23 protein-coding genes are annotated in these 21,462 nt (G+C 70.8%); 3 read left to right on the top strand and 20 right to left on the bottom strand.

The features are described 5' to 3' along the window. Nucleotides 1–73: 73 nt before the first annotated feature. The 9 genes from AUV07_RS12890 to infC form a co-directional block, all read right to left on the bottom strand. Entirely contained in the window at nt 74–988 is a 915-nt protein-coding gene (locus AUV07_RS12890) for a glutamate ABC transporter substrate-binding protein (protein WP_062636668.1), read from the bottom strand. Nucleotides 989–1,034: 46 nt separating this feature from the next. Continuing rightward, nucleotides 1,035–1,781, bottom strand: coding sequence for an amino acid ABC transporter ATP-binding protein (locus AUV07_RS12885; RefSeq protein WP_025105274.1), 747 nt, complete (start codon nt 1,779–1,781; stop codon nt 1,035–1,037). A 262-nt stretch (nt 1,782–2,043) separates the two neighbouring features. After that, nucleotides 2,044–3,006, bottom strand: a complete 963-nt coding sequence (locus AUV07_RS12880; RefSeq protein ID WP_062636666.1) for a TAXI family TRAP transporter solute-binding subunit — start codon at nt 3,004–3,006, stop codon at nt 2,044–2,046. Further along, the gene (locus AUV07_RS12875; protein ID WP_062636664.1) at nt 3,003–4,376 is read right to left on the bottom strand and encodes an ATP-binding protein; all 1,374 of its coding nucleotides are present in this window, start codon (nt 4,374–4,376) and stop codon (nt 3,003–3,005) included. The genes AUV07_RS12880 and AUV07_RS12875 overlap by 4 nt, the downstream gene beginning before the upstream one ends. Nucleotides 4,377–4,379: 3 nt before the next feature. After that, nucleotides 4,380–5,051: a response regulator transcription factor gene (locus tag AUV07_RS12870; protein WP_062636662.1), complete on the bottom strand. Its 672-nt coding sequence runs from the start codon at nt 5,049–5,051 to the stop codon at nt 4,380–4,382. Nucleotides 5,052–5,075: 24 nt separating this feature from the next. Beyond that, nucleotides 5,076–5,888, bottom strand: coding sequence for a TrmH family RNA methyltransferase (locus AUV07_RS12865; RefSeq protein ID WP_062636660.1), 813 nt, complete (start codon nt 5,886–5,888; stop codon nt 5,076–5,078). Nucleotides 5,889–5,976: 88 nt separating this feature from the next. Then, nucleotides 5,977–6,363, bottom strand: coding sequence for a 50S ribosomal protein L20 (gene rplT / locus AUV07_RS12860; RefSeq protein WP_025105279.1), 387 nt, complete (start codon nt 6,361–6,363; stop codon nt 5,977–5,979). Between the two features lie 32 nt (nt 6,364–6,395). After that, nucleotides 6,396–6,590: a 50S ribosomal protein L35 gene (gene rpmI / locus AUV07_RS12855; protein WP_025105280.1), complete on the bottom strand. Its 195-nt coding sequence runs from the start codon at nt 6,588–6,590 to the stop codon at nt 6,396–6,398. A gap of 72 nt (nt 6,591–6,662) precedes the next feature. Beyond that, the gene (gene infC, locus AUV07_RS12850; RefSeq protein WP_157524063.1) at nt 6,663–7,277 is read right to left on the bottom strand and encodes a translation initiation factor IF-3; all 615 of its coding nucleotides are present in this window, start codon (nt 7,275–7,277) and stop codon (nt 6,663–6,665) included. A 257-nt stretch (nt 7,278–7,534) separates the two neighbouring features. Between infC and AUV07_RS12845 the strand changes: the two genes are divergently transcribed. Then, nucleotides 7,535–7,933, top strand: a complete 399-nt coding sequence (locus AUV07_RS12845; protein WP_025105282.1) for a DUF1844 domain-containing protein — start codon at nt 7,535–7,537, stop codon at nt 7,931–7,933. An 18-nt stretch (nt 7,934–7,951) separates the two neighbouring features. Here the strand turns inward: AUV07_RS12845 and AUV07_RS12840 are convergent, their stop codons facing one another. From AUV07_RS12840 to AUV07_RS12815, 6 genes are all read right to left on the bottom strand, one after another. After that, nucleotides 7,952–8,749 carry an SseB family protein gene (locus tag AUV07_RS12840; RefSeq protein ID WP_062636656.1) on the bottom strand — a complete coding sequence of 266 codons (798 nt, stop codon included), beginning with the start codon at nt 8,747–8,749 and terminating at the stop codon, nt 7,952–7,954. After that, complete coding sequence (gene priA / locus AUV07_RS12835; protein WP_025105284.1) at nt 8,733–9,479, bottom strand: bifunctional 1-(5-phosphoribosyl)-5-((5-phosphoribosylamino)methylideneamino)imidazole-4-carboxamide isomerase/phosphoribosylanthranilate isomerase PriA; 747 nt, start codon at nt 9,477–9,479, stop codon at nt 8,733–8,735. Before priA ends, AUV07_RS12840 begins: the two co-directional genes overlap by 17 nt. A gap of 112 nt (nt 9,480–9,591) precedes the next feature. Further along, a complete protein-coding gene (gene hisH / locus AUV07_RS12830) occupies nt 9,592–10,227 on the bottom strand; it encodes an imidazole glycerol phosphate synthase subunit HisH (protein ID WP_062636654.1) in 636 nt (211 codons plus the stop codon). Further along, entirely contained in the window at nt 10,224–10,841 is a 618-nt protein-coding gene (hisB, locus tag AUV07_RS12825; RefSeq protein ID WP_025105286.1) for an imidazoleglycerol-phosphate dehydratase HisB, read from the bottom strand. Before hisB ends, hisH begins: the two co-directional genes overlap by 4 nt. Further along, the gene (locus AUV07_RS12820) at nt 10,838–11,932 is read right to left on the bottom strand and encodes a histidinol-phosphate transaminase (protein WP_172400031.1); all 1,095 of its coding nucleotides are present in this window, start codon (nt 11,930–11,932) and stop codon (nt 10,838–10,840) included. Before AUV07_RS12820 ends, hisB begins: the two co-directional genes overlap by 4 nt. Nucleotides 11,933–11,991: 59 nt before the next feature. Further along, on the bottom strand, nt 11,992–12,360 hold the full coding sequence (locus tag AUV07_RS12815) for a LysM peptidoglycan-binding domain-containing protein (protein WP_025105288.1): 369 nt from the start codon (nt 12,358–12,360) through the stop codon (nt 11,992–11,994). Between the two features lie 283 nt (nt 12,361–12,643). Here AUV07_RS12815 and lexA point away from each other — a divergent pair, with 283 nt between their 5' ends. Beyond that, nucleotides 12,644–13,330 (top strand): transcriptional repressor LexA, encoded by a 687-nt coding sequence (lexA, locus tag AUV07_RS12810; protein ID WP_025105289.1) that lies wholly within the window; start codon nt 12,644–12,646, stop codon nt 13,328–13,330. 82 nt (nt 13,331–13,412) lie between these two features. Here the strand turns inward: lexA and metE are convergent, their stop codons facing one another. Together metE and AUV07_RS12800 are read right to left on the bottom strand one after the other, a co-directional pair. Then, nucleotides 13,413–15,722, bottom strand: a complete 2,310-nt coding sequence (gene metE / locus AUV07_RS12805) for a 5-methyltetrahydropteroyltriglutamate--homocysteine S-methyltransferase (RefSeq protein ID WP_062636650.1) — start codon at nt 15,720–15,722, stop codon at nt 13,413–13,415. A 21-nt stretch (nt 15,723–15,743) separates the two neighbouring features. Continuing rightward, nucleotides 15,744–16,691 (bottom strand): methylenetetrahydrofolate reductase, encoded by a 948-nt coding sequence (locus AUV07_RS12800; protein ID WP_062636648.1) that lies wholly within the window; start codon nt 16,689–16,691, stop codon nt 15,744–15,746. Between the two features lie 184 nt (nt 16,692–16,875). On the opposite strand from AUV07_RS12800, the gene AUV07_RS12795 reads away from it, so the two are divergent. Continuing rightward, nucleotides 16,876–18,738: a S9 family peptidase gene (locus AUV07_RS12795; RefSeq protein ID WP_062636646.1), complete on the top strand. Its 1,863-nt coding sequence runs from the start codon at nt 16,876–16,878 to the stop codon at nt 18,736–18,738. 10 nt (nt 18,739–18,748) lie between these two features. Here the strand turns inward: AUV07_RS12795 and smpB are convergent, their stop codons facing one another. The 3 genes from smpB to ftsE all read right to left on the bottom strand — a co-directional run bounded on the left by smpB (nt 18,749) and on the right by ftsE (nt 21,314). Then, nucleotides 18,749–19,225, bottom strand: coding sequence for an SsrA-binding protein SmpB (gene smpB / locus AUV07_RS12790; protein ID WP_062636644.1), 477 nt, complete (start codon nt 19,223–19,225; stop codon nt 18,749–18,751). Nucleotides 19,226–19,293: 68 nt separating this feature from the next. Continuing rightward, nucleotides 19,294–20,208 carry a permease-like cell division protein FtsX gene (gene ftsX, locus AUV07_RS12785; protein WP_062636642.1) on the bottom strand — a complete coding sequence of 305 codons (915 nt, stop codon included), beginning with the start codon at nt 20,206–20,208 and terminating at the stop codon, nt 19,294–19,296. Then, complete coding sequence (gene ftsE / locus AUV07_RS12780; protein WP_062636640.1) at nt 20,205–21,314, bottom strand: cell division ATP-binding protein FtsE; 1,110 nt, start codon at nt 21,312–21,314, stop codon at nt 20,205–20,207. The genes ftsX and ftsE overlap by 4 nt, the downstream gene beginning before the upstream one ends. Nucleotides 21,315–21,462: the final 148 nt, after the last annotated feature.

Genomic DNA, 21,462 nt, shown 5'->3' with positions numbered 1-21,462 from the left:
CGGTTCGTTTCCGCGTCAGATCGACGCCGAGGAGGACGGGGGCGGCCGGTCGGACCGACCGCCCCCGGAGAGATCAGCCGACCGGGTCGACCTCGGGCTGCTCGGCCTTCACACCGGAGGCGCCGAGGTTGTTGTCGAAGATCTGCTGCCAGATGTCGCCACCGTCGGTGAGCTGCGTGTTGAAGTACTCGACGAGCGCGTCGTCGCCCTTCGCCACACCGATGCCGTAGCGCTCCTCGCTGAACGGCTCACCGACGACCTTGAGGTTGTCGGGGTCCTGCGCCGCGTAGCCGATGAGGATGGCCTCGTCGGTCGTGACCGCGTCGACCTGACCGTTCTTGAGGTCCTCGACGCACTTGGAGTACGTGTCGTACTCCTTCGTCTTCACCTCGGGGTAGTTCGTCTTGATGTTCTGGATCGGCGTCGAACCCGTCGCCGAGCAGACCGTCGTCGAGGAGTCGAGGTCGTCGACGCCCGCGATGTCGCTGTCGGCGGCGACGAGGAGACCCTGACCGGTGACGAAGTAGGGACCGGCGAAGGCGATCTGCTCCTTGCGCTTGTCCGTGATGGAGTAGGTGCCGACGTAGTAGTCGATGTCACCGTTGACGATGGCCTGCTCGCGGTTCGCCGAGGCGATCGCCTGGAACTCGATCTTCTCGGGGTCGACACCGAGGGACGCCGCCATCCAGCGGGCGATGTCGACGTCGAAGCCGGTGCGCTCGTTCGTCACGGGGTCGAGGTAGCCGAGACCGGGCTGATCCTCCTTGACGCCCACCTTGACGGTGCCCGACGAGGAGATGCGGTCGAACGTGGGGCTCCCCTCGATCGTGACGTCCTCCTCGACGGTCCAGGGCGTGCTGCTCGAGGCGTCGCCCTCATCGCTGCCCGACGTGCCGGTGCTCGACGGCGTGCCGCTGTTGCAGGCCGTGAGCGCGAGCAGCGCCACCGTGGCGATCCCGAATCCGGCCAGTGTCCGTGTGCGTCGCATGTGCGTCTCCTTCGTGTGCTGTGCTGTGGGTGCGGGGTCTGGAAAGTCAGTGCGTGAGGAGCTTCGAGAGGAAGTCCTTGGCGCGGTCGCTCTTCGGGTTCGTGAAGAACTCCTCGGGCTTGGCCTCCTCGACGATCCGGCCGTCCGCCATGAAGACGACGCGATCGGCCGCCTTGCGGGCGAAGCCCATCTCGTGGGTGACGACGATCATCGTCATGCCCTCCTGGGCGAGCTCGACCATGACGTCGAGGACCTCGTTGATCATCTCCGGGTCGAGCGCGCTGGTCGGCTCGTCGAAGAGCATGACCTTCGGCTGCATGGCGAGGGCCCGTGCGATCGCGACGCGCTGCTGCTGGCCGCCGGAGAGCTGCGCGGGGAGCTTGTTCGCCTGCTGCGCGACGCCGACGCGCTTGAGGAGCATCATGGCTTCCGCCTCGGCGTCGGACTTCTTCAGGCCGCGGACCTTGATCGGGCCGAGCGTCACGTTCTCGAGGATCGTGAGGTGCGCGAAGAGGTTGAAGGACTGGAAGACCATGCCGACGTCGGCGCGCAGGTGCGCGAGCGCCTTGCCCTCCGCGGGCAGTTCCTTGCCGTCGATGCGGATCGAGCCGCTGGTGATCGTCTCCAGACGGTTGATCGTGCGGCAGAGCGTCGACTTGCCCGAGCCGGAGGGGCCGATCACGACGACGACCTCCCCCGCGTTGACGGTGAGGTCGATGTCGCTGAGCGCCTGGAACTCGCCGTAGTGCTTCTGGACGTTCTCGACGACGACGAGCGGGGTTTCAGAGGTCATCATTTCTCCAAACTAGCCACGCGATGCGCGCGGTTCCAGGCACCACGGTGAGGTTTACACGTTCGTAATCACCTGATCGCGGCACCAATGCATCCTCGCAGGGGCACCCCACGGCCCGCCCCCTCGGGCCGCGGGATCGCCCTGCTGCCACGCTCCCAGCGACAGCAGGCAGCAGGTGTCCGATCGTGTGCGATCGACCTCACCCTGGCAGAGCCCCCGCAGGGCTGTCAGGGATCTTGAGGATTTCTTGAGGGGGCGCCGGTCACCGGCGCAGATCGCGGTAGTACTGCTCCGCGCCGGGGTGCAGGGGCACCGGTCCGGTGAAGATCGCCGACCGGCGGTCCAGCAGCGCCGCCGCCGGCACGTCGGCCGCGAGCGCGGTACGCGCCGCGAACAGGCCCGCGACGAGATCGTGGACGACGCCGGGTGGGGTGCTCCCGGCGGTGACGAGGTAGTTCGGCACCGCCATCGTCGTCACGGAGACGTCGAGTCCGTAGGTGCCCGCAGGCACGTCGGCGGGCCGATACGCGTGGGAGTAGCGCTCGTTGACCGCGTTCACCCAATCCTGCTCGACCGGCAGCAGGCGCACGTCCACGGTCTCCGCGAGGTCCGCGATTCCGGGCGTCGGCAGCCCGCCCACCCAGAAGAACCCGTCGATCTCGCCGCGCTCCATGGCGGCGATGGACCCGCCGAGGTCGAGCTGCGGATCGTCGATCGCGTCGGCGGCGACGCCAGCCGCGTGGAGCACCCGGGTGGCGATGACGTTCACCCCCGAGTTCTCGGCTCCGAGGGAGATCCTCCGCCCGGAGAGGTCGGCCAGGTCGTCCAGGGCCGAGTCGTCGCGCACGACGATCTGCAGGTACTCGTCGTAGAGACGGGCGATCGCCTGTACGTCCACGGCCTCGGTGAAGGCGCCCGTCCCCGCCACCGCGTCCGCCGCCGCATCACCCTGCGCGAAGCCGAGGAGGGCCTCCCCCGCGCTCACGCGCAACAGGTTGTCCACCGATCCCGCCGTCACCTCCGCCGTGAGGTCGACGTCGAGCTCACGCGACAGCTCGGCCGCGAGGTGGCTGCCGTAGTCGTGGTAGACACCGGTGGGACTGCCCGCGGCGAGCACGGCGACGGTCTCCGTCCAGTCCGCGGAGCGCGGGCTGCACGCGCTCAGCCCGACTGCGGTGACGAGCGCGAGCATGCCGGCGACGACACGCCGCCCCCACGCGCTCATGCCGCCGCCTCCGCGGGGACGACGAGGGCCACGAGGAGCCCGCCGCCGTCGGCCCCCTGCACCCGCAGCTCGCCCCCGACCGTCGCGAGGAGGTCGGTCGCGATCGCCAGCCCGAGCCCGGTCCCCGGCATGTCGCCGTTGTCCGCGCTCCGCCAGAAGCGATCGGCCGCCGCCGACGCATCCTCCGGCGACAGTCCGGGGCCGTGGTCGCGCACGGTGAGACGGCATTCGTCACCCGCGCGCTGCGCGCCGACCTCGATCGACGAGCCCTCCGGCGAGTACTTCACCGCGTTGTCGATCGCGGCGTCGAGCGCGCTCTCCACGATGGTGCGGTCGGTGATCGTCATGACCGACGACTCCCCCGTCCGGCGCAGCACGATGGCCCGCTGCGCCGCCACCTCCTGCCAGGCCTCGACCCGGCGGCCGGCGACGGCGGCGAGATCGACCGCCGACATGGTGGAGTCGGTGCGACCGCCGCGGGCGAGCCCGAGGAGGGTCTCCAGGATGCGGGTCATCCGCCGGCCCTCCTCCCTGGTCTCCTCCACGTCGTGGTCCCACTCGCGTCCCAGACCCGTCGCGAGGTGCTCGACGCGCAGCAGCAGCGCGTTGAGCGGATTCCGCAACTCGTGCGAGGCGTTCAGCGCGAACTCCTGCTGGCGGGTCATGACGCGCTCGATCTCGTCGGCCATGCCGTTGAACACCCGCGTCATGCGCCGCAGCTCGGGCGGTCCGGTGCCCTCGGCCACCCGCGCGTCCATCTCCCCCCGCTCGATCGCCGCCATCGTCTCGTCGAGGCGGCGCACCGGGGAGAGCACCCAACGGGCCAGCCCGGCGACCAGGAGGATGCCGAGCGCGCACAGCAGCACGACGATGAGGCCGAGCACGAGCGTCTGCCGGAGGATGACGGTCTGCGGCGTCTGGGTGCCTCCGGTCACGAGCACGGCGCCGATCACGTCGCCGTCGTCGAACACCGGCTCCACGAGCGCCGCATCGGACACGATCCACGCGGAAGAGGTCGGCTGCTCGGCGCGGCGTCCGGAGAGCGCCAGCCGCACCCGCTGCGCATCCCCCTCCGACAGGACCGTGTCGCCGTGATCCCCCGCCGCCCACGGGCTGCCGGTGAGATCGAACACGGTCACCTCGATCCCGTAGACCTCCTGGAAGCGGCGGACCTCGGCGTCCATCACCGCCGGACTCCCGGAGCGCAGCGCCTGTCGGGCGCTCGTCGCGAAGTACCCCAGGTCGCCGAGCTGCTCGGCGTAGAACGACTGCTGGACGCTGCGAACCGCGCTCCACCCGGTCACGCCGCCGAGAGCGACGAGCACCACGATCAGCGGCACGAGGAAGACGACGGTCAGGCGGCGGCGCACGCGTCAGGACCCCGCGAGCCGGTAGCCGACGCCGCGCACGGTCTCGATGAACGCGCGGTCGCGGCTCTTCTTCCGGATGGCCGCCACATGCACTTCCAGCGAGTGGCCGAAGCCGCGCCAGTCGGTGTTCCAGACCTCGCGGATGAGGCGCTCCTTCGGCACCGCGACACCCGGATACCGCGCGAGCACGCCCACGATGTCGAACTCCTTGCGGGTGAGCGCCAGCGGCACCCCGCCGACCTGCACCTCCCGCGCGACGAGGTCGATCTGCACCGCGCCGCCATGCAGCAGCACGCGGGTGTCCGGCTCCGTCCGCAGCGGCCGCGACCGCCGGGTGACCGCCTCGATCCGTGCCAGGAGCTCGTGCACGTCGTAGGGCTTCACCACGAAGTCGTCGGCACCGGCGCGCAGTCCCTTGATGCGCTCGGCGACCTGGTTGCGCGCGGTGACGATGACGATCGGCACGTCGGAGCGCCCGCGGATGCGGCGGCAGAGGTCGATGCCGTCGACATCCGGCAGCCCGAGGTCGAGCAGCACGACCTCGGTGTCGGCATCGAGGTGTTCCAGCGCCGCGGTCCCGTCGGCCGCGTGCACGGTGGCATAGCCCGAGCGCGCGAGGAAGGCCTGCAAGGCCCCCGCCACCCGCTCGTCGTCCTCGACGATCAGAATCCTCATCTCCCCGCGCCCCGCCTCACCCGCTCAGCCGGCCGGAGCCGCGCGTTGGGCGAACGCACTCTCGTACAGGCACACGCTCGCCGCGGTGGCCAGGTTCAGCGACTCCGCCCGCCCGAAGATCGGCAGCCGGAGCACCCGGTCGGCCCTGGTCAGAGCCTCGTCCTCGAGCCCGCGCGCCTCGTTGCCGAACAGCCACGCGGTCGGCTCGCCGAGGACGCCGTCGGCGCGTGCGGCGAGGAGGTCGTCCCCCTTCACGTCCGCCGCGAGGATCTGCATTCCCGCGTCGTGTGCACGCCGGACGACCTCGTCGAGCTCGCCGCCCACCGAGACCGGGAGGTGGAAGAGCGAGCCGGTCGTCGCCCGAACCACCTTGGGGTTGTACGGGTCGACGGTGCGGCCGGTCAGCACCACCGCGTCGGCGCCCGCCGCATCCGCCGCGCGGATGATCGTGCCCAGGTTGCCGGGGTCGCGCACCTCCTCGCAGATCGCGATGAGGCGCGGCGTGCCGTCGAAGATCTCGCGGACCGAGGTCGGCGTCTGGCGGACCACCGCGACGAGTCCCTGGGGCGTCACCGTGTCGGCCATCGCGTTGAGCACGTCCTCGCTCACGTACTCGACCTCGACGTCGGCGTCCGCCGCCTTCGCGCGGATGTCCGCGTGCTTCTCCCAGCCGTGCGGGGTCGCGAAGAGCTCGACGATCGCGTCCGGGCGGTACGTCAGCGCCTCGCGGACGGACTGCGGACCTTCCAGCAGGAAAAGACCGGTCTCGGTGCGCGCGCTGCGCTTGGTCAGCTTGGCGACGGCACGGACTCGGGGGGAACGGGGGTTCTCCAGCACGAACTCAGTCTACGGTCAGCCCGACACCGCCCGGATACGCGGAACGGGCGCCTTCCCGGAGGAAGACGCCCGTTCGGAAGCGAGATGCTTACGCTGCGGACTTCGGCGCGTTGACGTCGGAGGGCAGAGCCTTCTTCGCCGTCTCGACCAGCGTCGCGAACGTCGCGGCGTCGTTCACCGCGAGGTCGGCGAGCATGCGACGGTCGACCGTGACACCCGCGAGGCCCAGGCCCTGGATGAAGCGGTTGTACGTCATGCCGTTCTGGCGGGCCGCAGCGTTGATGCGCTGGATCCACAGACGACGGAAGTCGCCCTTGCGCTTGCGGCGGTCCCGGTACGAGTAGACCAGGGAGTGGATGACCTGCTCCTTGGCCTTCCGGTAGAGGCGCGAACGCTGACCGCGGTAGCCGGAGGCGCGCTCGAGGATGACCCGACGCTTCTTGTGGGCGTTGACCGCCCGCTTGACTCTTGCCATTTTCCTGTGTTCCTATCCTGCGATCGGGCGCGTCAGCGACCGAGAAGCTTCTTCGCGACCTTGAAGTCCGCCTTCGCGAGCACCTGGTCCTGGTTCAGACGACGGGTGCGACGGCTCGACTTGTGCTCGAGGTTGTGGCGCATCCCGGCCTGCTGCTTCTTCAGCTTGCCGCTGCCGGTGATCTTGAAGCGCTTCTTAGCACCCGAGTGGGTCTTCTGCTTCGGCATCTTCTCTTCCTTCGTATGGCGCCTTCTCAGGCGACGGTGTCAACCCGCGGTGCGGGAGTTCTGGGGGCGGACCTACTCCGCCTTGGCGTCCGCGGAGGCGTCCGAGTCGTTCTTCGCGTCGCGCGCGGCCTGCTTGTTCGCGGCGCGCACGGCGTTCTGCTCCTGCTTCGCCTCGGACTTGCTCTTGTGCGGCGCGACGACCATCACCATGTTGCGGCCGTCGATGGTCGGGTTCGACTCGACAGTGCCGAACTCGGCGACGTCCTCGGCGAACTTGCGCAGCAGACGGACACCCTGCTCCGGGCGCGACTGCTCGCGACCGCGGAAGAGGATCATGGCCTTGACCTTGTCGCCGGCCTTGAGGAAGCCCTCGGCGCGCTTGAGCTTCGTCGTGTAGTCGTGCGCCTCGATCTTCAGACGGAAGCGGACTTCCTTGAGGATCGTGTTCGCCTGGTTGCGACGCGCTTCCTTTTCCTTCTGCGCGGCCTCGTACTTGAACTTGCCGTAGTCCATGATCTTGACGACGGGCGGCTTCGAGTTCGGGGCGACCTCGACGAGGTCGAGATCGGCTTCCTGGGCGAGACGCAGCGCTGCCTCGATGCGGACAACGCCGATCTGCTCACCCGCGGGGCCGACGAGGCGGACCTCGGGGACGCGGATGCGCTCATTGGTACGGGGATCGCTGATGCGGAGCTCCTTAGACGATGTGATTCGGCCACCGCGATGCTGTCTGCATCCCGGGCGAAATCGGAGTCGTCCCCCACCCGCCGGCTCTCAGACGCCGGCTCCGCACCCTGTCTACCGGTCCCCTCGTGACGAGCGGAGCCGGCGGAGCGCAAGACCCGGTAGCCTGGAACGGCAAGCGCGGGTGGGAAGTGAATCCTCTTTCGTTCCGGAGCACGACGCTCCGGAGCCCGCCAAAGTCTAACAGAAAGCAAGGCGAAGTGACGAACCAGGCATCGGACGAGGCGGCCCGCGAGCGCGAGGAGCGATGGGCTCGGCAGGAAGAGGCAGCCTCCTCGGCCGTCCGTGACATCGCCGACGTCCCGGCCGTCGAGGTGATCACGACCGCCGCCGTGCACCTCATGAGCGCGGCAGCCGTGAAGCTCGGTCTCGCGGACGACCCGGACGCCGCGGCCCAGCTCGACCTGGACGAGGCGCGCAAGCTCATCAACGCCCTCGCGGGGCTCATCACCGCCGGAGCGCCGGAGATCAGCGACATGCACGCCCGGTCACTGCGCGACGGCCTCCGGTCGCTGCAGCTCGCCTTCCGCGAGGCCTCGACCATCCCCGACCCGATCGGCAAGGGCCCGGGCGAGAAGTGGACCGGCCCCGTCACCTGATCCGGCCGACGTTCCGCCTCAGATGCTGCGGCGGAGCTTGACCGTCAGCGAGTCGGCGAGGACGGCGATCCGGTCGTCCGCCGCCCAGCGCTGAGCGAGCCGCGCGAGCACGGCATCCAGGACTTCTCGCTCCAGGCCGTCGACGAGTTCCAGGACCACGATGAGCTCCGGTCCGCGGAGGCGCGCGTCCGGGTCACCCGGCGCGACGGAGACGTCGATCACGGCGAGTTCGTGGGCGATGCTCTCCCGGAGGGCGGTGACGACCTCGGGAGAGAGGAAGCTCGGCTCCCATGCGTGCCCCTGCGCCACGGCCCAGACGGCGGGGCGGCGGATCACGAACTCGGTGTCGGACGTGGGGTCCAGCACGATGAGATCGGTGTCCTCCGACGACGCGGCCAGGGCCGCGCGGACGGCCTCGACCGGGATGGGACGCGCCGACGGGTCCCAGCGCTGCATCGTCTCGACCGACGAGAACACCGGCTGAACGCGGCGTCCGTCCGGTGCGGCCACGGTGACGATCGAGAGCTCCTGCGTCTTGTCCACCGCGAGACCGCTGGGCGCCACGCCCTCCTCGCCCTTCTCCGCGATCAGGGGCACGAGCACCCGGGCGGAGCGGAACGCGTCGATGACCTCGGCCTGACTCCCCTCGCCCGCACGGAAGCGATGCAGCGCGGCGAGCAGAGCGGGGTCCGCCGAGCCGTCGTCGGCCGCGTGCGGATTCGACTCGAAGCTGCGCCCCTCCCAGGGGACGCCGGCGGAATCGGCCCGGTTGTGCGACTCCGGACCGCAGGCGTGCGGATCAGTCTCCGGCGACATCCAGGGCCTCCGCGAGCGTGAAGGCGCCCGCGTACAGAGCCTTCCCGACGATGGCGCCCTCGACGCCCAGGGGCACGAGGTCGCGCAGCGCGGCAATGTCGTCGAGGTTCGAGATGCCGCCGGACGCGACGACCGGCTTCGGCGTGCGCGAGGTCACTTCGCGCAGGAGTTCCAGGTTCGGGCCGCGCAGCGTGCCGTCCTTGGTCACGTCGGTGACGACGTAGCGGCTGCAGCCGGCGTCTTCGAGGCGCTCGAGCACCTCCCAGAGGTCGCCGCCCTCCTTCGTCCAGCCGCGCGCCGCGAGGGTCGTGCCGCGGACGTCGAGGCCGACGGCGATCGCCTCACCGAAGCGGCTGATCACGTCGGCCGCCCACTCGGGGTTCTCCAGAGCGGCGGTGCCGAGGTTGATGCGGGCGGCGCCACTCTCCAGAGCGGCCTCCAGGCTCGCGTCGTCCCGGATGCCGCCGGAGAGCTCGACGTTGACGTTCTTGAACTGCTTGATGACCTTGCGCAGGATCGGCGCGTTGCTGCCACGTCCGAACGCCGCGTCGAGGTCGACGAGGTGGATCCAGGACGCCCCCTGCGACACCCACTCCCCTGCCGCGTCGAGCGGGTCGCCGTAGCTCGTCTCGGTCCCGGCCTCCCCCTGCGTGAGACGGACCGCCTTGCCGCCGGCGACATCGACCGCGGGAAGGAGCGTGAGCGAGGGGGACTGCGCGAAGTCGTTCATGGGGTCCTTGGTTCGGGTGGGTCTGCGGCCCGAGCGGGCACGAGAGACGAGGGTAGTCCGCCGCGGGGCGCGGGACAAACCGCGTGACGCCGGGCGCCGACGCAGCGGGGCGTCAGAGGCTCTTTACCCAGTTCCGAAGCAGCTGGATGCCGGCGTCCCCGGACTTCTCCGGGTGGAACTGCGTCGCCGAGAGCGGGCCGTTCTCGACGGCCGCGAGGAAGGGGCCGCCGTAGGTCGCCCACGTGAGCACGGGCTGCGGGAACGGCGGGATCACGTCGAGCTCCCAGGACTGCGCGGCATAGGAGTGCACGAAGTAGAAGCGCTCCTGCTCGATGCCGCGGAACAGGACGGTGTCCTCCCCCGGCTCGACCGTGTTCCAGCCCATGTGCGGCAGGACCGGGGTGTCGAGCTCCGTCACAGCACCCGGCCACTCGCCGAGGCCCGCGGTGTCGTGCCCCCGCTCGACGCCGTGCTCGAACAGCACCTGCATGCCGACGCAGATGCCGAGCACCGGTCGGCCCCCCGCGAGACGACGGCCGATGATCTCGTCGCCGCCGTGGGCGTGCAGCGCATCCCGCACGGCCTGGAAGGCGCCCACACCGGGCACGACGAACCCGTCGGCCTCCAGCGCCTCGGCGCGGTCGCGGGTCAGCACGGCATCGGCTCCCGCGGCGACGAGCGCCTTCACCGCGGAGTGGACGTTGCCGGACTCGTAGTCGAAGACGGCGACCCGCGGCGCGGCGCTCACAGCGCCCCCTTGGTCGACGGGATGCCGTCGACGAGAGGATCCAGGGCCTTCGCCTGCCGGAACGCCCGCGCGAACGCCTTGAACTCGGCCTCGGCGATGTGGTGCGGGTCGCGCCCGCTCAGCACCCGCACGTGCACGGTCAGCGCGGCGTTGAAGGTGATGGCCTCGAAGACGTGCCGCACGAGGGACCCTGTGAAGTGCCCGCCGATCAGGTGGTGCTCGAAGCCCGCGGGCTCCCCCTCGTGCACGAGGTACGGACGGCCGGAGATGTCGACGACCGCCTGCGCGAGCGCCTCGTCCAGGGGGACGAGGGCGTCGCCGTACCGGGAGATGCCAGACTTGTCTCCGAGGGCGGCCAGGATCGCCTGGCCGAGCACGATCGAGACGTCCTCCACGGTGTGGTGCGCGTCGATGTGGGTGTCCCCGGAGGCCCGCACGGTGAGATCCGTCAGCGAGTGCTTCGCGAACGCCGTGAGCATGTGGTCGAAGAACGGCACCGAGGTGTCGATGCGGCTCGCACCGGTGCCGTCGAGGTTCAGCTCGACCTCGACGGTGGACTCCGACGTGCTGCGCACGCGGCTCGCGGTGCGTGCGGTGGGCGCGGGGATGGTCATGATGCCGATCCTATCGAGGCCAGGGCGTCCAGGAACGCCGTCGTCTCCGCCTCCGTGCCGGCGCTGACGCGCAGGTGGCCGGGGATGCCGACGTCGCGCACGAGCACGCCGCGGTCGTACAGCTGCTGCCACGTCGCCTGCGGATCCGCGACGCCGCCGAACAGCACGAAGTTGGACCACGAGAGGTGCGGGGTGTACCCGAGAGCTTCGAGCGTCGCCGTGATGCGGTCCCGCTGCTCCACGATCTCCTGCACCATGCCGAGCATGACGTCGGCGTTGCGGAGGGCGGCGACCGCGGCGGCCTGCGTCAGAGCGCTCAGGTGGTACGGCAGTCGCACGAGCCGGAGCGCGTCGATGAACGCCGGGTCGGCCGCGAGGTAGCCGACGCGGGCGCCGGCGAAGGCGAAGGCCTTGCTCATCGTTCGGGAGACGGCGAGCCGCGGCCGTCCTTCCAGCAGGGTGAGGGCCGACGCCGCATCCCGCGGCGCGAACTCCTGGTAGGCCTCGTCGACGATCACGACGCCGCGGGCCGCCTCGTAGACGGCCTCCACCACGTCGAGCCCCAGCGGGGTGCCGGTCGGGTTGTTCGGCGAGCAGAGGATCACGATGTCGGGGTCGGCCGCGCGCACCTGCTGCGCCGCCTCCTCCGGGGTGACCGTGTAGTCGGGCTGACGGGTGCCCGCGATCCAGGACGCTCCCGTCCCCTTCGCGATGAGCGGGTACATGGAGTACGTGGGAGCGAATCCGAAGGCCGTGCGTCCCGGCCCGCCGAACGCCTGGAAGATGTGCTGCAGCACCTCGTTGGACCCGTTGCCCGCCCAGATCTGCTCCGGCGTGAGGCCGTGACCCAGGTAGTCGGCGAACGCCTCCCGCAGTGTCGTGAACTCGCGGTCCGGGTACCGGTTCACGTCTCGGATCGCCACGGCGATGTCATCGAGGATGTCGCTCGCGACCTCGTCGGGAACCGGATGCGTGTTCTCGTTGACGTTCAGCGCCACCGGCAGCGGGGCCTGCGGCGCTCCGTACGGGGTGAGTCCGCGCAGATCGTCGCGGAGCGGGAGATCGTTGAGGGAGAAGGTCACCCTTCCCATCTTAAGAGGAGCAGGGAGAGCCGAGGCCATCGTGACGATTCGGCCGGGAGGACTCGGCGTCAGTCGGTGTACCGCGCCGGCAGTGCGAGCTCCTGGCCGACCTGGAGCTCCCCGCCGCGCAGCAGATTCATGCGGGTGATCTCACCGATGACATCCCGCGGGTCGGCCTCGGGAGCGATGCTGCTCGCGATCGACCAGAGGGTGTCGCCGGGCATGACCGTGACGGTCTCGACGGAGACGGCCGGCGCATCCGCGCCGGAGGCGGTCGCGCTGCCTCCGCTGAGGGCGGCGAAGGCGATGCCCGCCGCGAGCGGGACGGACGCGAGCGCGAGCAGAGTGCGACGGCCGCGTGCCGTGATCCGCAGCCGGGTGGCCGGACGGGCCGATGCCGGGAGGGCGGTCGCGGTGCTGAGGCTGATGCTGCTCATGTCTGCTCCTTACTGTCCCGGTGCCGGAGCCCGGGGAGGTTGGCGTAGCTTTCGCATCCGCGCCTCGGCCGGGAGCCGTGGATGCGAAGCTACGTTCCGAAGATATCTTCGAGTTCGAACATCTGTCAAGCTGTCTTCGAAACCACGCCCCGCGAATCGGCCGACACGCTCGAACAGATCTTCCAGATCGGCGCTTTTCTCGGATACGGTTTCGATAAGGACACCCCACCACGGGCCACCGACATTCGAAGCGGCACGTCGGATCACGCAGTGAAGGAGCACCATGAGCGACACCTCAGCCCTCGAGTCCGAGGCGCCGCGCACCCGCCGTCGCAAGAGCCTCAGCCCGAAGCAGATGGCAATCCTCGAGGTGATCCAGGCCTCGATCGCGCAGAACGGCTATCCGCCGAGCATGCGCGAGATCGGCGACGCCGTCGGACTCAAGTCGCTGTCCAGCGTCACCCACCAGCTCGGTCAGCTCGAGCTCAGCGGCTACCTGCGTCGCGACCCGGGCAAGACGCGCGCCATGGAGGTCCTCATCGATCTGCCCGGCACCGGCGCGGAGAACCCGGCGGACGTGGCGACCCCCGTGGGCGACGCCGCCCTGGTCCCGCTGGTGGGGCGGATCGCCGCGGGCGTGCCGATCACGGCCGACCAGCAGGTCGAGGAGATCTTCCCGCTCCCCCGGCAGCTCGTCGGCAAGGGCGACCTGTTCATGCTCAAGGTCTCCGGGGAGTCGATGATCGACGCCGCCATCTGCGACGGCGACTGGGTCGTCGTGCGCTCGCAGAACACGGCGGAGAACGGCGAGATCGTGGCTGCCATGCTCGACGGCGAGGCCACCGTCAAGGTGCTCCGTCGTCGCGACGGCCACACGTGGCTGCTTCCCCGCAACTCTGCCTTCGAGCCGATCCTGGGCGACGAGGCGGTCGTGCTCGGCAAGGTCGTCGCGGTCATGCGCGCCGTCTGAGTCACCGCATCGTCGGTGAGACGAGGACGAAGGCCCTCCCGGGCGCACCGGGAGGGCCTTCGTGTGTCCGGGGGCGACCGCGTCAGGCGGTGACCACCACGTCCTCGCGCACGCGCCGCGTGGCCTCGACGATGTTCCGCAGCGACGCCGTGGTCTCGGCGTATGCACGGGTCTTCAGACCGCAGTCCGGGTTTACCCAGAGCTGCCGGAGCGGGATCTCCTCCACCGCGCGCCGCAGCAGGGACTCGACCTCCTCCACGGTGGGCACGCGCGGCGAGTGGATGTCGTACACGCCGGGGCCGATGCCGTGGTCGAAGCCCACCTCGGCGATGTCCGCGACGACCTCCATGCGGCTCCGGGCCGCCTCGATGGACGTGACGTCCGCGTCGAGCGCACGGATCGCGTCGATCACGACGCCGAACTCCGAGTAACAGAGGTGGGTGTGCACCTGGGTCGCCGCCGCAGCGCCGCCCGTGGCCAGACGGAATGAGGCGACGGACCAGTCGAGGTACGCCGGCTGGTCGGCCTGCTTCAGCGGGAGCAGCTCCCGGAGCGCCGGCTCGTCGACCTGGATCACCTGGATGCCCGCGGCCTCCAGGTCGGCGATCTCGTCGCGGAGCGCGAGCGCCACCTGGTTCGCCGTCTCCCCCAGCGGCTGGTCGTCGCGGACGAAGGACCACGCGAGGATCGTGACGGGGCCCGTGAGCATCCCCTTCATGTGCTTCGCCGTGAGCGACTGCGCGTACGCCGACCAGGCGACCGTGATGGGCGCGGGACGCGAGACGTCTCCCCAGAGGATCGACGGGCGCGTGGCTCGCGAGCCGTACGACTGCACCCAGCCGTGCTGCGTGACCGCGAAGCCGTCGAGGTTCTCCGCGAAGTACTGCACCATGTCGTTGCGCTCCGGCTCACCGTGCACGAGGACGTCGAGACCGAGGTCCTCCTGCAGGGAGACGACCGCCGCGACCTCACGGCGCAGGAACTCCTCGTAGTCGTCCTCGGGGATCTCGCCGCGGAGGAACTGGGCGCGGGCGCGGCGGATGTCGCCGGTCTGCGGGAAGGAGCCGATCGTCGTCAGGGGCAGCGCCGGCAGGCCGAGGGCGTTCTGCGCCTCCTCCCGCTCCTGGTACGGGGCACGGGCGAAGTCGGCGTCGCTCAGCGCGCGGGAACGCACCGCACCGTCGCGCACGCCGGGAGCGGTCAGGCGGTCCTGCAGCGCAGCGGTCGCGGCGTCCAGCTCGGCCGCGATCGCCGTGCGCCCTTCGGACAGGCCGCGGGCGAGGGTCACGACCTGCTGCACCTTCTGATCCGCGAAGGCGAGCCAGGAGACGAGCCGCTCGTCGAGCGCGGTCTCGTCCTCCACGTCGTGCGGCACGTGCAGCAGCGAGGTCGAGGTCGATGCCGCCACCGGGGCTCCGAGCGCGCGGAGCGCCTCCAGAGAGTCGAACGCCGCGGAGAGGTCGCCACGCCAGATGTTGTGACCGTCGATCACACCGCCGACGAGGGTCTTGCCCTCGAGGCCCGGCACCGCGTCGGGCACCGTGCCGCGCACGAGATCCACGGCGATGGCCTCGACAGGGGCGGCGGCCACGGTCGCGAAGGTCTCGCCGAGGCTCGCGTACGGGGCCGCGACGAGGATCGAGGGACGCTCTTCGGCGTTCCCGAGCACCCCGAGCGCGCGCTCCGCGGCGGAGGCGAGCTGTGCGGTGGTCGCCGGCAGGGACTCGCTCACGAGGGCGGGCTCGTCGAGCTGCACCCATTCGGCGCCCGCGGCGCGCAGACGGGCGAGCAGATCGACGTAGACCGGCAGGACGTCCTCCAGCCGCGAGAGCGGCTCGAAGCCCTCCGGCGCGTCGTCCGACGCCTTCGCGAGCGCCAGCAGCGTGACCGGTCCGACGACCACGGGACGCGTGACGAAGCCGGCGGCGACGGCCTCGGCGACCTCGCGCACCAGGCGGTCGCTGGCGAGGGAGAACACCGTCTCCGGACCGATCTCCGGCACGAGGTAGTGGTAGTTCGAGTCGAACCACTTCGTCATCTCCAGCGGCGCCCGCTCGCCCTCACCGCGGGCGACGGTGAACAGGGCGGAGAGGCCGATCGACCCGTCCGCCTCGCGGAGGTCGTCGAAGCGGGCAGGGATCGCGCCGACGGTGACGGCGGCGTCGAGGACCTGGTCGTAGAAGGAGAAGGACTCGGGGATGGCCGAGTCCGTGCGACCGAGACCGAGCGAGGCCAGGCGCTCGCGGGTCGCCGCGCGCAGTTCCGCGGCCGTCCGCTCCAGCTCCTGCTCGTCGATGCGGCCGGCCCAGAACGCCTCGACGGCCTTCTTGAGCTCGCGGCGACGGCCGATGCGGGGGTAGCCGAGGATGGTGCCCTCGGGGAATGCGGTCATGGTATTTCCTTTCGGCGGGGACTAGTGCCGGAGCGCCGGGACGATGCCGGCTTCGGCGAGGACGGTCAGGACGGTCTCGTGCTGGTTGAAGGCGTACAGATGCACGCCGGGGGCCCCGCCGGCGACGACGTCGGCGGCGAGGCGCGCGGCCCAGGAGATCCCGATCTCCCGGCGCCCTTCGGCGGTCGGCTCGACATCGAGGGCGATCGCGAGCTCGCTGGGCAGGTCCTCCCCGGTCAGCTCCAGCACCCGGGCGAGCCGGGCCGGCGACGTGATCGGCATGATGCCGGGGAGGATCGGGATGGTGACGCCTCCGGCGCGGGCGCGCTCCACGAAGGCGAGGTAGTCATCGGGGTGGAAGAAGAGCTGCGTGATGGCGAAGGTCGCCCCCGCGGCCTGCTTGGCGAGCAGCGCCTCGACATCCTGCGTGCGGTGCGTGGCCCGGGGGTGCCCCTTCGGAAAGGCGGCGACCGCGATGTCGACCTTCTGCCGCGGGGCCACGAGCGCGGCTCCGGGGAGACCGGGGACCGGAGACTCCTGGTACGGCGCGCGCTCGGCCTGGACGCGATCGATGAGCTGCACGAGCTGGGCGGCGCTCTCCAGGTCGCCCAGGAAGGGCTCGTTCTGTCCCGCGGGCGGGTCTCCGCGCAGAGCGAGGAAGCGGAGGATCCCGGCGTCGAGGAACTCCCGGATGAGCGCGGTGGCGCCGGCGTAGGTGTTGCCGACGCAGGTGAGATGAGCGAGGGGTTCGACGTCGGTGTGCTCCCGGATGAAGCGCAGCACATCGAGCGAGCGGCCGCCGGTCGAGCCGCCGGCACCGTAGGTCACCGACAGGAACTCCGGGCCGGCCGCGGCGAGACGACGGACGGTCTCATGCAGGGCCTCCTGGCTCGACTCCGAGCGCGGCGGGTAGAGCTCGAAGGAGAACGGCACGCGGGAGGCGTGGGAGGCGTCGAACGTGGAAGACATCTTCTCTCCAGGGGACAGGGGCCGGGGTCCGCGCACGACGAAGAGCACGTCGTTCGCGGGCGGGTGCCGGGCTCGGCTGTCGCTCCACGCCCGGGATGAACCGGGCGTTTCCAGAAACCTAGAACACGCCCTCGGCCCGCCGCACGAGTGTGACGTCGTGTGTCACCGCCCCTAGGCTCGAGGCATGTCCTCACCGTTCGGCTCCTGGTCCTCCCCCTTCACCGCGAAAGCCGTCGCAGGAGCGGCGCCGCGCATCGACGGGGCCCGCTTCGTGGGTGACGAGGTGTGGTGGGCCGAGTCCGTGCCGGCCGAGGGCGGACGCGTCACGGTGCGCAGCTCGACGGGCGCGGAGATCCTCCCGGCACCCTGGAACGCCCGCTCCCGCGTGCACGAGTACGGGGGCGGCGCCTGGACCGTCGACGGCGACACCCTGTACTTCGTCTCCGGCGCCGACCAGCGCGTGCACCGCATGGACCGCGGCACGGAACCGCGCCCCCTCACCACCGCCGGCCCCGCGTACGGCGGGCTGCGCGTGCAGAGCGGCCGACTGCTGGCCGTGCGGGAAGACCTCTCGACCGACCCGCACCGTCGCGCGATCGTGGAGATCCCCGTGGACGGCTCGGCCGCCGAGGCCGCCTCCGCGATCCGGGTGATCGTCGAGGGTCCCGGCTTCTTCGCCCATCCCGCGCTCTCGCCCGACGGCAGCCGCGTCGCCTGGGTCGAATGGCAGGCGGACAGCATGCCCTGGGAGAGCGCTGCGCTCGCGATCGGATCCGCGGCCGGCGGGACGAGCACCCGGATCCCCGCCTCCGCCGCCCTGCAGCCGGAATGGATCGGCGACGACGCGCTCGTGTTCGCCGACGACGGCTCGGGACGCTGGCAGCTCCAGCACCTCGCGCTCGACGGCCTCCAGCCCGGCGCCTCGCGCCCGCTCACCTCATCCGACGCCGACACCGGCTACGGCCTGTGGGTGCTCGGCAACCGCTGGTTCCAGCCGCTGGCGGACGGCCGCCTCGTGGCCGTCCGCACCGACGGACGCGACGAGGTGCAGCTCGTGTCCCCGGACGGCGAGACGCGCGCGATCGCGGTCCCGGCCGACGGGCATCTCAGTGTGGACGACGTCTCCGGCTCCCGCGTCCTGCTCAGCGGAGACGGCTCGCGCGTGACCTCCGGCGTCTGGTGCGTCGACGTGGACAGCGGGGCCGTCGAGACCGTCACCGGCGGCGCTCCGGTCGACGAGGACTGGATGCCGGCGGCCCAGCAGCTCGTCGTGGAGGGGGCGCACGGCCCGGTGCACGCCTTCGCCTATCCGCCCGCCGCGCCCGGAGAGCCCCGCGGCGCCGCCGGCGAGCTCCCGCCCTACATCGTGCTCGTGCACGGCGGGCCCACCGCCCACGTCACGGGAGCGGCCTCCGCCTCGATCGCCTTCTTCACGAGCCGGGGAATCGGGGTCCTCGACGTGAACTACGGCGGGTCCACCGGTTACGGCCGGGCGTACCGCGACCGCCTGCAGGGACAGTGGGGCGTCGTGGACGTCGACGACGTGATCGCGGCCGCCCGCGGGCTCGCCGACGCCGGGCTCGCCGATCCCGCGCGCATCGCCATCCGCGGCGGCTCGGCGGGCGGCTGGACGGTGCTCTCGGCGCTCGTGCGGGGTGGCACGTTCGCCGCGGGCATCAGCCGCTACGGCGTCGCGGATCTGCGGATGCTCGCCGCCGAGACCCACGACTTCGAGGCGTCGTACCTCGACGGCCTCGTCGGTCCGCTCCCCGCCGCCGAGGACGTGTACATCGAGCGCTCGCCTCTGACCCACGCCGACCGCATCGACGTGCCGGTGCTGCTGCTGCAGGGCGGGGAGGACCGCGTCGTGCCGCCGTCCCAGTCCGAGGCCATCCGCGACGCGCTGGCGGCGAACGGCATCGACCACGAGTACGTGCTCTACCCGGGAGAGGGCCACGGGTTCCGCAGCGCGGAGACCATCGTCGACGCGCTGGAACGCGAGCTCGCGTTCCTCGGCCGGGTGTTCGGCTTCACGCCGAGCCTCTGAGCGCGGGCGGCTACTCGCCCACCCGGTTGCGCAGCCGCATCGCCCGCTCGGCCTCACGGGTGTCCTGGCGTTCGCGGAGGGTCTGACGCTTGTCGTACTCGCGCTTGCCCTTCGCGAGGGCGATCTCGACCTTGGCGCGACCGTCCGAGAAGTACAGCTTGAGCGGGATGAGGGTGTATCCGCCCGCGGAGACGGCGTGAGCGAGCTTCGCGATCTCCTCCCGGTGGAGCAGGAGCTTGCGGATGCGCTTGGCCGAGTGGTTCGTCCAGTGCCCCTGCGAGTACTCCGGGATATGCACGGCGTCGAGGAAGACCTCGTTGCCCTTCACGAACGCGTACCCGTCGCTGAGGTTCGCGCGCCCCTGACGGAGCGACTTCACCTCGGTGCCGGTGAGCACCATCCCCGCCTCGTACGACTTCTCGATGGTGTAGTCGTGACGCGCGCGACGATTGGTCGCGATGACCTTCTCCCCGCGTTCCCTGGGCATGATGATCTCCTGTGCTGTGGTGCTGTGGACGGCTCGGCAGCGGATCGGCCGAGCAGCCTTTCAGGGTATCAGGTGCGCAGCCACCGTCGGATCGCGAAGCCCGCCGACAGGGCCGCGAGGACCACGCCGATCCCGACGAGGACTGGGACGACGAGGGCAGCATCCTGCATGGTCACCCAGGTGGTGATGAAGGGCACGCGGCCGCGCAGGTAGCCGTTCACGCCGAAGTGCATGCCCGCGACGACGGCGGCACTGGCCAGGGCGGAGCCCAGCAGCGCGGCGAACACGCCCTCCAGCACGAACGGCGTCTGGATGAAGCGGTTCGACGCGCCCACGAGGCGCATGATGCCGATCTCCTTGCGCCGCGCGTAGGCCGACAACCGGATCGTCGTGCCGATCAGCAGCGTCGCGGCGATGAGCATGAGCACGGCGATGCCGACGGCGATGTAGGTGGCCACCGTGAGCGCGGAGAACAGCGGTTCGAGGTATTGGAGCTGGTCCTGGACCTGCTCCACTCCTGCTTGGCCGCTGAACGCCTCGGCGAGCACCTGCGACTGCCCGGGGTCCTTCATGGTGACGAAGAAGACCTCGAACGCCTGGTCGGGCGAGAGCACGCTGGCCTGCTCCTCCCCCACCTGCTCGACGAGCTTGGCGTACGTCTCCTCCTTCGTGTCGAAGGTCATGGAGCTGATGAGCGGCGACAGCGCGTCGCCCTCCAGCTGGGCGCGCACGGCGGCGACCTGCTCCTCGCTCGCCGCGCCGTCCACGCAGGTGTCCGACTCCGACACCGCGGAGCACATGTATACCGCCACCTGGGCGCGCTCGGCCCAGTAGCCGCGCATCACGCCGATCTGCGACTGCATGAGGATCGCGGCGCCGACGAACGTCAGCGACACGAACGTGACGAGCACGACGGAGATCACCATCGAGATGTTGCGCCGCAGGCCGACGAGGGCCTCGGTCAGGATCAGGCCGATTCTCATGAGGTCGGACCCACTTCCTCGTCATCCTGGTCCGACAGGCCGAGGCGGTCCGCGACGCCGAGTTCGGCGACGTCCACCTCGGGGATCACGATCGGATGAGTGCGCGGCCCCCCGGGTGCGGGGCGCGCGGCAGCGGGCGGCGACGATGCAGCCGGAGGGTGCACGACATCCGGCGGTTCGACCACGCCCGGATCCCGCGCGGGCTCCGGCGGCTCGACCACCTGCGGCATCGGGTCAGGGGCGGGCGCGGTGACCGCGGGAGACGCCGCGGCGGCCCGACGCTGAGCGTCCAGCTCCTCGGCCAGTGCGGCGCGGACCACCGAGAGGTCGGCGGTCTGGCGCTGCACCTCCTGCACGGCCGTGAGAGCGGCGGCAGCCGCGGCGCCGCGGACCTCCTCCGGCACCAGGCGGGGGATGTTCGAGGTGTCGCCGTATCCGCCGTGAACCTCGTCTCGGACCATCTCGCCGTCACGGAGTTCGATCACGCGGCGGCGCATCTGGTCGACGAATCCGGCCTCGTGCGTGGCCATGAGCACCGTGGTGCCGCCGGCGTTGATCCGGGCGAGCAGCTGCATGATGTCGACCGAGGTCGCGGGGTCGAGGTTGCCGGTGGGCTCGTCAGCCAGCAGCACCTGAGGGCGGTTGACGAGCGCCCTGGCGATCGCGACGCGCTGCTGCTCACCGCCGGAGAGCTCGTGCGGCATGCGCTTCTCCTTGCCGTCGAGCCCGACGAGGGCGAGCGCCTCGGGGACCGCCTGCTGGATGAAGCCGCGGGACGAGCCGGTGACCTGCAGCGTGAAGGCGACGTTCTGATGCACGGTCTTGGACGGCAGCAGCCGGAAGTCCTGGAACACCGAGCCGATGTGCCGACGGAAGTAGGGCACCTTCCGGTTCGCGAGCGCCCGCAGGTCGCGTCCGAGAACGGCCACCCGACCGCTCGTCGGCACATCCTCGCGGAGGATCAGGCGCAGACAGGAGGACTTGCCGGACCCGGAGGCGCCGACGAGGAAGACGAACTCCCCGCGCTGCACCTCGAAGTCGACACCGGACAGGGCGGGCTTCGACGTCCCGCGGTAGCGTTTCGTGACGTTCTCGAACCGAATCATGGCGATTCGAGCCTAAGCGCGCCACCGCCTGCGGCTCGGCACGACACCCCGCCGCGCCGCGCGCCGCCCCGTGATTCCTCCGTGTTCTCCGGCCCCGCGGCGTCGTCGCCCGCTGCTATACATGGAGTGTCGATTCGCGTGCCCACGC

The organism is Microbacterium sp. CH1 (assembly GCF_001595495.1).
Taxonomy (GTDB): Bacteria; Actinomycetota; Actinomycetes; order Actinomycetales; family Microbacteriaceae; genus Microbacterium.
Note: the sequence above shows the minus strand (reverse complement) of the source record. Positions and strands in the feature narration are given on the sequence as shown.